Source organism: Methylobacter tundripaludum, from assembly GCF_002934365.1.
Classification (GTDB): domain Bacteria; phylum Pseudomonadota; class Gammaproteobacteria; order Methylococcales; family Methylomonadaceae; genus Methylobacter_A; species Methylobacter_A tundripaludum_A.
Map to the genome: position 1 here is coordinate 81,894 of NZ_PTIY01000004.1, position 12,125 is coordinate 94,018.

General features: G+C 51.0%; 12 protein-coding genes and 1 pseudogene. 3 read left to right on the forward strand and 10 right to left on the reverse strand.

Annotated elements, in window-relative coordinates:
• Positions 1-36: 36 nt before the first annotated feature.
• From B0F88_RS06220 to B0F88_RS06260, 9 genes and pseudogenes are all read right to left on the reverse strand, one after another.
• Entirely contained in the window at positions 37-429 is a 393-nt protein-coding gene (locus B0F88_RS06220) for a hypothetical protein (protein ID WP_181049847.1), read from the reverse strand.
• Positions 430-474: 45 nt separating this feature from the next.
• Positions 475-912, reverse strand: a complete 438-nt coding sequence (locus B0F88_RS06225) for a single-stranded DNA-binding protein (protein ID WP_104423083.1) — start codon at positions 910-912, stop codon at positions 475-477.
• A gap of 108 nt (positions 913-1,020) precedes the next feature.
• Positions 1,021-2,571 (reverse strand): permease, encoded by a 1,551-nt coding sequence (locus B0F88_RS06230; protein ID WP_104423084.1) that lies wholly within the window; start codon positions 2,569-2,571, stop codon positions 1,021-1,023.
• Positions 2,572-2,764: 193 nt separating this feature from the next.
• On the reverse strand, positions 2,765-3,097 hold the full coding sequence (locus tag B0F88_RS06235; RefSeq protein ID WP_104423085.1) for a type II toxin-antitoxin system RelE/ParE family toxin: 333 nt from the start codon (positions 3,095-3,097) through the stop codon (positions 2,765-2,767).
• Positions 3,085-3,342, reverse strand: a complete 258-nt coding sequence (locus B0F88_RS06240; protein WP_104423086.1) for a type II toxin-antitoxin system Phd/YefM family antitoxin — start codon at positions 3,340-3,342, stop codon at positions 3,085-3,087. Before B0F88_RS06240 ends, B0F88_RS06235 begins: the two co-directional genes overlap by 13 nt.
• A 733-nt stretch (positions 3,343-4,075) precedes the next feature.
• Positions 4,076-5,890: pseudogene (ftsH, locus tag B0F88_RS06245) on the reverse strand (ATP-dependent zinc metalloprotease FtsH); the annotation flags it as partial.
• A gap of 24 nt (positions 5,891-5,914) precedes the next feature.
• Positions 5,915-6,775 (reverse strand): protease modulator HflC, encoded by an 861-nt coding sequence (gene hflC / locus B0F88_RS06250; protein WP_104423087.1) that lies wholly within the window; start codon positions 6,773-6,775, stop codon positions 5,915-5,917.
• Positions 6,772-7,932 (reverse strand): FtsH protease activity modulator HflK, encoded by a 1,161-nt coding sequence (hflK, locus tag B0F88_RS06255; protein WP_104423088.1) that lies wholly within the window; start codon positions 7,930-7,932, stop codon positions 6,772-6,774. Before hflK ends, hflC begins: the two co-directional genes overlap by 4 nt.
• A gap of 36 nt (positions 7,933-7,968) precedes the next feature.
• Positions 7,969-9,135, reverse strand: a complete 1,167-nt coding sequence (locus B0F88_RS06260) for a sigma-70 family RNA polymerase sigma factor (protein WP_104423089.1) — start codon at positions 9,133-9,135, stop codon at positions 7,969-7,971.
• Positions 9,136-9,226: 91 nt separating this feature from the next.
• Here B0F88_RS06260 and B0F88_RS06265 point away from each other — a divergent pair, with 91 nt between their 5' ends.
• Positions 9,227-10,135 (forward strand): MerR family transcriptional regulator, encoded by a 909-nt coding sequence (locus tag B0F88_RS06265; RefSeq protein WP_104423090.1) that lies wholly within the window; start codon positions 9,227-9,229, stop codon positions 10,133-10,135.
• 12 nt (positions 10,136-10,147) lie between these two features.
• Here B0F88_RS06265 and B0F88_RS06270 read toward each other — a convergent pair whose 3' ends face one another.
• Positions 10,148-10,582: a helix-turn-helix domain-containing protein gene (locus B0F88_RS06270; RefSeq protein WP_104423091.1), complete on the reverse strand. Its 435-nt coding sequence runs from the start codon at positions 10,580-10,582 to the stop codon at positions 10,148-10,150.
• A 304-nt stretch (positions 10,583-10,886) separates the two neighbouring features.
• Between B0F88_RS06270 and tmpT the strand changes: the two genes are divergently transcribed.
• Complete coding sequence (tmpT, locus tag B0F88_RS06275) at positions 10,887-11,528, forward strand: thiopurine S-methyltransferase (protein WP_104423092.1); 642 nt, start codon at positions 10,887-10,889, stop codon at positions 11,526-11,528.
• 18 nt (positions 11,529-11,546) lie between these two features.
• Positions 11,547-11,735, forward strand: a complete 189-nt coding sequence (locus B0F88_RS06280) for a hypothetical protein (RefSeq protein WP_104423093.1) — start codon at positions 11,547-11,549, stop codon at positions 11,733-11,735.
• The last annotated feature ends 390 nt before the right edge of the window (positions 11,736-12,125 follow it).

Here is a 12,125-nt window from a genome sequence, read left to right on the forward strand (position 1 = left end):
TCCCTCCTGCCTTGCAGCTTTAAAAAACAGGGGAAGTCAGCTCCGTTTAACCTCGTTGCCGTGAAAGTCCAGTTCAGCAATCAGCTGTATTTTTACCGAATGCCCGGTGATGCCTAATGTTTTAAACGCGGTTTTTATATTCATGGCTTTGATGGCGTCAACCGAACCGAATCTGAAACCAAACAGCCTGTTTTTCCTGCCCTCGGGAAAACTGCGCATGATTTCATTAATGCGGCCATCAATAAGCGCCCTGGCCTTGTTCAGTTCCGTAGCGACTTCCGGCTTCAAGCCGGTTAACAGCGGGAGGCCAGGCGCGCTGTTGCGTTGTACGGCTTCAACCGGCACATCCGGTTGAAGCCTTTTGCGTATTTCCGCCAGTTTTTTACTTTGTCCGGGAGCCACCAGCAGGCTGCATTCGGAAACGCTCACTTTCCGCCGGTCTGCTCCAGGCTTATCCGGTATTTTTTCCATCAACTAGAACGGGATGTCGTCATCATACGGCGCGTCGAAATTATCGTGGCTAGGCGCTTGCTGGGCGGACGGTTGGCCTTGCGCGCCTGAAGGCTGATAGTTTTGTTGCGGCGCCTGGCCGGACTCGTTTCTTCTGCCGACCAAATCGATAATATTGGCGTTAAGCTCCAGGCTGGTTTTGGTCGAGCCGTCTTGCGCCCGGTATTCGCTTTGACTCAGTTCGCCCGAGACAAATACCTGCTGGCCTTTTTTCAGGTAATTTTGCAGCTGGCCTTCGGCGCGTTTGCCCCACACCGCACACCGGATCCATAGCGTTTGCTGCTTGTCGCCGAAGCCGATATTGTTGGCTACGGTAACGTTTAATACCGCCTGACCAGACGGCAAATACCTGACTTCCGCATCGCGGCCCACTGTGCCGGTAAAACTAAATACGTTGCTCATTTTTTCTCATTCATGGTTAAGTTAACGATAGGGCTATTATCGACTGCTTCCGGCAAAAAGAAAATGCAAACCTCAGGCCGGTTAGGATTATCGTCCGGCAAGTCTCATTTAATCCTTAACGCAGATCCACTTCGCGCTTAAAAATATCAATCCCATCAATGCGTAGGCAATCGACCATTCCCACGCAGGCGTTAATGACAAGGCCGTGTCGCTTACCGTCCAGCGGTAGGAATGGATCAGGCCGGATGCGGATAATAAACTGGCTGCGCCGCTCCATATCGCGGCTTTGACAAATTGACGCTCAATGATTGCGACCGTCAATGCGGACAGGATCATCGCGGTAAAAATAAAGCCCTGCTCCAGCGCGAAAGCGCCGTGTATCCAGATATCCGATTGTTGAAAACGCATCAGCATGGCGTCGGAAAACGCAGGCATTGATCCACTGCCGTAGTCGGCAGCCCGCACACCGTTTTTCGCCATGAAAGCGCCCCAAGCGGCAATGCCGGGAAGCAGCCCCATGACGACCGCCGGAGCGTGGCTTTTTGGCGTTTCCTGGAAAGCCTGCGCCGCAATCACAATGCCGATCCATAAGACTATCGCCATGCCGGCATCGACCGGAACCGCCCATGCGATATAAGACAAGCTGCCGGTTAAACAAATCAGCGTGATAAACGCGCCGTTTAAAATCGAATAACCGGCGCGTGCGCCCATTGCTTTCCAGCCCGGATGGCCGATATAAATCGTCGTTGGAAAGCAGGAGCCGAACAGGCTGGCCGCCAATGTCCCTATGCCGTTAACCGCTAACGAAGGCTTCGTTGGATAACTGTCCCCGGCGGCCTCGGCGGATTCGATATTTTGCAGGGAACCGATCAGATTAAATAAGCCCATCGGAATGATGACCGACAGATAGCTTAAGTTGTGTTCCGAAGCCAGCACCTCGAATAAATCGCCGAGCACCGGTACCGGCAAATACAAACTTAACTGATTATCCGGCATAGCGCCGACAGGGGCCAAACCCATTAACCAGGATAGCAAGGAGCCTAATGCGACGGCCACCAGTCCGCCCGGAATATTGCCGCGAAAACGGAGTTTTCCGAAGTAGACCAATAAAATCACCCCCAGCGTAACCAGGCCGACGACAGGATGGGCATAGGTGCGAAACAAGAAGCCCAGGGAAATAAACGTTAAGGCGATGCCCGATAACGTGGATAGCAAGGCGGCGCGCGGCGTCGCTTTTCTTAATCTTTCGACCACGAATGCGCCGCTCAATTCAATCAGGCCGGAACCGAAACAGGCCAACAAGCCCGCTTGCCATGCTGTCTGTTCCGGGTTTTCAGCGCCCGCGGCTTCCGCCAGCATTTTGGCAGGCAGCATGACCAGAAAAATATAGGCAAACAAAGAAACGGTATTAATGCCGTAAGGCAAGGCGCAAATGTCGTTGCGCCCGGAAGACTCGGCCAGTTTTTTGGCCTGATAAGCGTAATACAAATTACCGACTAGCAACGAAACGGCGGCGCCGGGCAGAATGTGTTGGTAAATCAGGTTGTCCGAGAACCCAAGGACATGTCGGCATAAGCCCACGATAACCAGCAATTGCACCAGATTATCCAGAGCCAAGCCAAAAAAACCGTCAATATCAGCGCGTACAAACCATTTCATTGTGAAGTCCCAATCAGAAAATAAAACTGCGTCTAAATTAAGGGGACATAGTATAGCTAAACGGCTGAAAATCAAGGAACTAAAAGCGCTGTTAACGCGCCCAAGGAGTCAGTGAAATAAAAATAGCGGATTTAACGTCAAATTAACCTGATCAAAACCATTCCAGGGAAAGACATAAAGTTTTTTGGGCGGGCTAAATATTTATCGGTTGGCGGGTCGCCTGCGCCAGTTCATCGAGTAAATACTTTCGGAGCTGCCTTTCTCCGCGCATCACATAAAGTATATAGACTTTACCTTGATCAACACGATAAAAAATCCGGCACGGGCCAACGATGATTTCTCGGTACTTTGAGTTTTCTAATTCAGGAGGGATGCGGCCTGATTCGGGAAACTGCTCAAGACGATCGGCACTGGAAAATACCTGTTTGACCAAGCGGCGTGCCGCATCAAGTTTATCAAGCGCTATGTATTCAGCAATTTCATTAAGGTCGGATAAAGCCGGTTCAGTCCAGATTATTTGAGCCATTTGCTCATTTTTTCTTTTGCTTCCGACTGACTGTAAGTTCGGTTTTCAAAAACGGCTGTTTCGCCCCTTGCGATACCTTCAAGGATGCGTATGCGATTTTGCATAAGTTCATAATCATCGACATCGACAAGGTAGGCTGACGGTTGACCGTGCTCAGTTATTAAGACAGGCTCCTTAGATTCATGCAGCTCAGCAAGAATCTTAGTTGCCTGGCGCTTTAGTGTGGTGACAAGTTCTATTTTCATAAAGTGATACTATACTGCCACTCCATGTTTTGCCAAGAACTTATCCTGCTAAGGATTGAAATAATCGGCCTGGAATTTTTTCGTAGCTCAGGAAATTGTCCGCCAAGCCGGTCTATGTGCCTGAATCAACATCCCGGTATTCAGACATGTTGATAGCCATAATGCCGCCGTAACCCAAATTAGACAGGCCCAAATACAAGAAGAGCCAGCCGTAATCTTCATCTATGGGGATCTGGTTGACTTGGCCGTAGAATTCAATTGACCCCGTAAGCAGCAACCAAAACACGCCTACCGGGACTAAGGCGCGGTAGCTCCGGCTGAAGCTGCAAAAGCAGTATGCGCCAAATTGGCTGAGCGTTAAATAAATCAGCATTAAACGCAGGTTGCCGGCCAATGACCCGTAAAGTTCGCTGTTGTTGTCGAAAAACAATGAACTGCCGGCGGCGGAAACAAGGCTGGCAACCAGCAGAAAAATAACGGCGACATTAAAATTAACGGCCAGCACCGTGCTCAGTACTTGCAGTTTTTTTGGATTAAAAAATTTGGCGATCATAATCATCTCCAGGGAAAAAAAGATGCCCTCCACAAATACAGAGTTTGAAGGGCATATAGAGGAGGATAGGTAAGCCGGGGACGAGCCCGGCCTGATTCGGTTTGATTCAGGAAGCCGCGAGTCTTCAGAGCTTGTATTGCCGCCGTTACCCAGCGCAATCTCGCTGACCAAGGGTTCAACGGCATCTTCAACCGGCTCGGGTGGAGCAATCATCCGCCATTGCATCAACTCGTCGATCTGGTACTTGTCCAGCGTCTCCCAATCCAGCAGCGCATGCGCCATGTTGTGCAGAATATCGATATGGTCTTTCAGGATTTGCTCGGCGCGTTGATAGTTGGTATCGATAACATGACGGATTTCCTCGTCGATGACTTGCGCCATCTTCTCGGACATCGGCTTGGCTTGCGGCCCCATGTAGCCGCCCTCGCTATCGCCGTAATCCATAGGGCCGAGGCGATCCGACAAGCCCCATTTGGTGACCATGTTGCGCGCCAATTGCGTGGCGCGTTCAATGTCGTTGGACGCGCCGGTGGTGACTTTGTTTTTGCCGTAAATCAACGCTTCCGCAACCCTGCCGCCAAACAGGCTGGAGATTTGGCCTTCCAGCTTGTCCTTGCCGGCGCTGTATTGGTCGCGTTCCGGCAGGAACATAGTGATGCCCAATGCGCCGCCGCGAGGCATGATGCTGACTTTGTAAACCGGGTCGTGGTCGGGTACGATCCGCCCGACTATCGCATGACCGGCCTCGTGATAAGCGGTCATCAACAGGTCGTCCCGACTCATCACCATCGTGCGTTTTTCAGCACCCATGATCATCTTGTCGCGGGCCTTGTCGAGGTCGTTCATCGTGACCACGCGCTGATTGCCGCGGGCTGCAAACAAAGCACCCTCGTTAATCAGGTTGGCGAGCTCGGCTCCCGAAAAACCCGGAGTGCCGCGCGCCAGGTCGTTGATGTTCACGTTATCGGCCAGCGGCACCTTGTCGGCATGGACTTTGAGGATTTGCTCGCGGCCCTTGATGTCGGGCAGGCCGACCTGCACCTGGCGGTCGAAGCGGCCCGGCCTCAGCAAGGCTTTGTCGAGCACATCGGCGCGGTTGGTCGCGGCGATCACGATAATGCCTTCGTTGCCGTCAAAACCGTCCATTTCGACCAGCAGCTGGTTCAGGGTTTGTTCGCGTTCGTCATTGCCGCCGCCCATGCCGCCGTTGCCGCGATGCCGACCCACCGCATCGATTTCGTCGATAAAGATAATGCACGGCGCGCGCTTTTTGGCTTCCACGAACATGTCCCGCACCCTCGATGCGCCGACGCCGACAAACATTTCGACAAAATCGGAACCCGAGATCGAGAAGAACGGCACCCCGGCTTCACCGGCGATTGCTCTGGCCAGCAGCGTTTTACCGGTGCCCGGCGGCCCGACCATCAACACCCCGCGCGGTATTTTGCCGCCCAGCACTTCGTACTTGCCGGGATCCTTAAGAAAATCGACCATTTCCACCACGTCCTGCTTGGCTTCTTCGACACCGGCGACATCGGAAAAACGGACTTTGACCTGATCTTCGGCCATCAGCTTGGCGCGGCTTTTGCCGAAGCCCATTTGTCCGCCCGCCCCTCCGGTTTGTTTGCGCAGAAAGTAAACCGTTAAGGCGATCAGAAACAGCATCGGCGCCCAGGAAATCAGGATCTGGGTAAAAGTCGAAGGGACCTGAGGCTTTTCCACCTTGATTTTGACGTCGTATTCCAGCAACTCGTCTATCAGGCGCGGATCGTTGGGGTTGTAAGTGTTAAAACGCTCGCCGTTGCTGCGGCGGCCTTCTATATCAGCGCCGCTGATCACCACTTCCGAGATGCTGCGACTGCGCACGCTTTCGATAAAATCCGAATAAGGCACGGCATAGCTTTCCTCATAATCCGGGGAGGTGCGGTTGACGATGCTGTATAACACGGCGCCGATCACGCAAATGCCCAGGATGCGAAAAATATATATTTTCATGACTTTCGCCTCTCCGCTGAGTCGTTAATTTTCTTTGGAAAAGTATTTGAAAAAATCGGAATCGGGTTTTAGCACCAGCGTATCCTGGGTTTTTTCAAACGCCGTCTGATAAGCCTCCAGACTGCGGTAGAAGGCGTAAAATTCGGCGTTCTTGCCGAAGCTTTTCGCATAAATATCCGCTGACCCGGCATCGCCGCGGCCGCGAATGTTTTCACCGTTGCGCCGGGCATTGGCCAGGATCACCTGTTTCTGCTTGTCGGCCTCGGCGCTGATTTGCTCGGCGGTTTCAGCGCCTTGCGAGCGGAACTCCCGGGCCACCCGTTCCCGTTCGGCGCGCATCCGTTGATAAACCGAATTGCTGACTTCCTGCGGCAAATCGATACGCTTGATACGAATATCGATCAGTTCGATGCCGAACTTGGCCGCCACCGGCGATAGTTTGTCCAGCAAGGTGCGGCGCAGTTCGCTGCGGTCTTCGGAGATCAGCTGTTTGATCGTGCGGATGCCGAACTCGCTGCGCATCGCATCCTTCATGATTTGATCGAGGCGCAAATTGGCCTGATATTCATCGCCGCCGACCGTGGTGTAAAAAAGACCCACATCACCGATTTGCCACATGGCAAACGAGTCAACAATTACATTCTTCTTTTCAGAGGTAAGAAAACGCTCGGACTTGGCGTCCAAGGTCAGCACACGCGCATCAAATGTACTGACTTTATTGATGATGGGGGTCTTAACATGGAGTCCGGGCTTAAAGTCTGACGAGACCATTTCGCCAAGACGAAACAAGATGGCTTTTTGATGTTCCAGGACATAAAAAACCGATAGATAGGCCAGTATTAACAGGATGAAACTGGCGGGTAACAAAATGTGTGTTCTGCTCATGGTTTACTCCGGCTTGGACGTAAGCTGTTGGCGGCCGTTTTTGGGCCGTGGTTCTTGTCAATTGCGGCGGCTTCGGCAGTTGCTTCCGCTTGCGGTGCTTTGCTCTCCGCCGCCGGATGCGAAACCGGATTTTGCAAAGGCATGTACAGCTGCGGTGCGCTTTGACCGGCATCGACAATGATCTTGTTGGTGCCGCTGAGCAGCTTTTCCCTGGCTTCCAGGTACAAGCGCTTACGGGTAATGGCCGGGGCTTTTTCATATTCGACCAGCAGTTGGTCGAAGCGCTCGGTTTCGCCTTTGGCTTTGGCTATTTTTTCCGCTTCGTAAGCTTCCGCTTCGAGCAGCAAACGGGACGCCGCGCCGCGCGCTTTGGGGATAATCTCGTTGCTGTAGGCTTCGGCTTCATTGATCAAGCGCTGTTTGTCTTCCCGAGCGCGGATCGCGTCTTCGAAAGCGCCTTGCACTTCTTCCGGCGGCTGGGCGTCCTGCAAATTGACGCTAGCAATAATGATGCCGGCCTTGTAGTCATCCATTGCCGCCTGAATGTCGTTTTTGATCCGGGCGACAATTTCGCTACGCCCTTCGGTCAGCACATAGTCCATGTTGCTGGCGCCGATCACCGCGCGCTCGACGCTCTCGGTCAGCTGCTTCAGCGTTGCTTCGTTGTTCTTGACGTTAAACAGATAATCACGGGCGTTATTAATCTGGTATTGCACGGCGAGATGCACATTAACGATGTTTTCATCGGTCGTCAGCATCAACGATTCTTGAGCAATGCTAGCCGCCTTGCTGCCTCGGCCGCTGTCCCGGTAGCCCACTTCGATAAAACGTTGCTGCTCGACATTGACAATCGCGACTTTCTCGATCGGCATCGGCAGATGCCAATGCGGACCCGGTTGGGTGGTTTCGCTGTAAGCGCCAAAGCGGGTGATCACGCCGCGATTACCCTCATCAACAATGTAAACGCCGCTCGCCAGCCAAATCAGCGACAAGCCGCCGCAGGCAACGCCAGCGATTTTCGGCAGCGAGAATTGATTTTTATGGCTGGTAAAATAGCCGACCGACTTTCGGTAGCATGTTTTCCAGTGTTTTTCAAACTCAAACTTCCAGTCCGGTTGCTGGGTTGGTTTGGTTGTATTGTGCTTTTCTGATGACATAACCCCTCCTCAATGTTGCTGTGGCGCGATCTGGTTTTAGTAGCTGTCATTGGGTTCAAGGAACAGCATCAGGTCGTAACCAAACTGGTTTTTAAGTTTTTTTAACGCTTCGTTTTGTATCTGCCTGACTCTCTCCCGGCTTACCTGTAGTTGATCCGCAATGGCCTGCAAGGTCATTTCCGTGTGATTTTTTAACCCGAAGCGCATAGTAAGGATCGCCGCTTCTTTGTCCGGCAACGTGGCGACCACCTGATCGATATATTGGCTCAAATTGCTGTCAATCAGCTCATCGAGCGGCAGCGCAAATTGCTGTTGCTTCATGCCGGCCATCAACGCCAGACCTTCATCTTCCTCGGTTCCCGCATCCAGCGAATGGTTGGCTTGGTAATAGCTCCTGATAGATTTGATCTCGTCTTCGCTTAAGTCGCAGAGCTTTTTTAATTGTTCGATACTGGGCCAGCGCTCGGTTTGCAGATAAGTGATGCGCATCGCTTCAAATACCGCGCCGGCTCTTTCCGCCAACGATACCGGCAGGCGAACGATTTTTTCCTGTTTAACGATCAGCCGGGAGATGGCCTGTTTTATCCAGGGCATCGCATAGGTGGAAAACTGGAAGCCGCGATAAGGATCGAAACGATCGACCGCCTTGATCAATCCGATCACGCCTTCCTGAAGCAAGTCGTCGAAACTCAGTACTGTGGTTTTGTTTTTATGCGCGACAAATGCGACCAAGCCGATATTGCCGGCAATCATTTGCTGTCTAAGCCGTTGCAATGATTGGGCGGCTTGGGCAAGCTCCAGCCGGTAACCTTTAATAGCCGGACGATGACTAACCGTGGACAAGAACAAACCGGAGGCTTCGATTAAAAAACCCGGTAAAAAATGCAGGCTGCGCAACGAAGACCAGTCGGTGGAGTTTTTCAGTAAATAGCGGAAATCTTGAACAAGATTAGGCTGTACAAAATCGGATCCTTGTACAATAATCGCGTCAACTGTTTTGTCGCTGATTATTTGGCAAATATCCAGGTCATTGTCCAAATGAGACAGGCAGTGCTTGATCAAGAACGTCAACGTTTCATCATCGGCCAACAACAGCGACAGCAGATGCTGCCTGGCCTGCTCCATGTTTATCGCAAGCGAAAGCGGTTCGGTTTCGCTAACCAACGTGGTTGAATTCGCTGCATTGAGTACGGCTTCTGTCATGGCTTGGCCTGTTGTTATGTTTTTAGCTTGGAACTAAAATTACTGCAATGTACAATATTTGTCAAATAAAGTTATATACAAAACATAAACAATGTATTCAATAAAAGCAGTCACCACTTTGACCGGACTGAGCGCCGAAACCCTGCGTGCTTGGGAGCGCCGTTATGCGGGCATCACCCCGACGCGTAGCGATAATGGCCGCCGCCTGTATTCACAACAGGATCTGGAAAAGCTCACATTGCTTGCCCAGCTGACGCGCAACGGCCATACCATCAGCAAAATCGCCGGTTTGAATTGCGAGGCCTTGCGCGACCTGCAACAGCGGGCGCAAGGCGTGCAGAAAGACTCGCCGTCTCCGTTGCTGGATCAGATTGTTGAAGCCGTTCTGGACTATCGGATCGACCGTTGCGAGCTGTTATTGAAGCGTGCCTTGCTGGCCAGCGAGCCGCTGGATTACGCCCGCAACATTTTGTTGCCGGCCCTGGAAAAAGTAGGCGATCTTTGGCATCAAGAGAAACTGAGCATAGCCCAGGAGCACATGTTTTCCAGTTGCGTGAAACGTATCGTGTTGAGCATGGCCCACAGCTTGTACAACACGTCAAGCAGCGGCCCGGCCATGCTGTTTGCCACGCCGAGCGACGAACCGCATGAATTCGGTATTTTGCTAAGCTGCCTGCTGGCGGCCGCCCAACAGTACCGCTGCTATTATTTGGGCGCTAATCTGCCCGGCAAGGATATTGTCGAAGCTGTCCGGCATTTAAAACCCGATATTGTCGTTATCGGTATGACGAAAACGCCGCCTGAACCTGCAACCATTGAACAGCTGCAAATTGTCGTCGAGGCAAAAGAAACCGCTGATTCGGCGGTATGGATAGGGGGGAATGGCGCGGAACATTGGAGCCGGCATTCGGTGCCGCCATCACAAGGCTGCGAATTGATTACAGACATCAGCCATTTTTACAGTAAAGCTCAGCAGTGGAGGATGCTGGATAAGGTCTGATATTGCATGGCGTTAGGGCAAATAGGTTCGCACTTTTCGCTTAAGTTTGATATTTGCTTGCCTAAACCGATTTTTACCGGCAACACGGAGGAGGCGAAGAAATTTTGGACATTCAAAATGGTTTGGCGCATTGCAGGCCGCTGAGTGACGGAGCCCATCACGCATGGAGGTCAGTGCTTTAATTTTGCTGTCCAGCTCATCCGCCTTGGCTAAAAGCAACGTTCTATTAATGTCAGGCCCTTCAGGGGTAAACATTTCCCCAATTTCATCAAGCGAGAAACCGGCGCTACGTCCCAAAGATATTAAAGCCAGACGCTCTATAACATTGGCGCTGAATAGACGGCGCAAGCCAAAGCGGCCGTTTGACTGGATCAGTCCTTTTTCTTCATAAAATCGTAATGTTGAGGCTGGTAATCCAGATGCCTTTGCAACTTCCGCTATATCCATTATTTCACCTGTCGTAATTAATGCTTGACTTCAAGTTGACTTGAGCTTTTATCCTAGCTCTGAACACAACTTAGCACAACATTTAGGGTACGGTCGTTAATAACTTCCTAATATGGATCGGGTAAAATTTTTCCGTTCGCCCTGAGCCCTTCGACAAGGCCTTTCGTGCTGAACGTAGCCGAAAGGGCAGTACGAAAGGCTTGACGATAGAAGACAGTGATTTCGGGACGTTATTTTTAACCAAACCCTTAAGCCATTAAGTTGGTGGCATGTTATTTATTCTTGAAGAATTTAAGGAGTCGATATGGAAGCAAGTTTTTGGCATCAAAAATGGGAACGGGGTGATATTGGTTTTCATGAAACTGAGGTAAACCCGTTACTAATAGAACATTTTGAAAAATTAAATCCGGCAAAGGGTAGTCGTGTATTCCTGCCGTTGTGTGGCAAGACACGTGATATTGCCTGGTTGCTTGCCTGCGGTTATCGAGTTGTTGGCGCAGAATTGAGCGAACTCGCCGTTAACGAGTTATTTAAAGAACTTGGCTTGGAGCCGGAAATCTCCAAAATTGGGGAATTGGCCCGCTACAGCGCTAAAGGTATCGACATATTAGTGGGTGATATTTTTGACGTGTCTGCTGAATATCTTGGCCCCCTAAGCGCGATATACGATCGCGCGGCTTTGGTTGCCCTGCCTGCCGGCATACGAGAGCAATATGCGTTACACCTGATGAACATAACCGGCGCAGCGCCGCAGCTGCTGATCTCTTATGAATACAATCAACTGCTGATGGCTGGTCCACCGTTTTCAGTTAACGAGCACGAAGTAAAGCAACATTATGGCTCTACTTACCAATTGAAGCCTGTTGAACGCAAGAATGTTGAGGGCGGATTGAAGGGGAAAGTTGACACAATAGAGATCGCTTGGTTGCTCCAAAAAGCCAAATAAATAGCCGGAAATTAAACCATGAACACTAAATCAAACACCGCAGATTTATCACACCGCCTTTCGGTAGCCAAAATAGCCGATAAAGCTGACTTAAACGATACTGTTGGCCCTATGGACGAAAGAACATTGGACTACTCGATAGTCATTCAGTTCGAAAACGCGCGTGGAGGCCGTATTTCTGACGAGCTTGCGTTTGGCGCGCTATAAACGCAGCGATTCATGAAATCATGGACATTATGACCGCTTATTGCGGCGCTGAGCAGGCCGGAGAGCAAGCAGACAGCCGATTGCCTTAAAGGGTTGTCGGTTTTTTGTGTATTGTTTTCGTACAGATAACCGCGTAGCAGTAATTAATGCACTTAAACACAGACAAGATAGGGGCTAGGGTGTGATTTTTTGCTTTCCCGGTTCGCATTTTGGCACACTCAAACGCTGATGTGATACAGGGTTAAGCCTGTTTTGTCTCATAGATCCGCATAGAGAAATTTCCGCAAATCAAGGCTATCAAAATAAACCCCATAAGCGGAAAAGTCAATGTGATAATGTAATAAACAAGAGCGATATAACAAAGTAGCATTGAGAACTAAAATAGCAGCC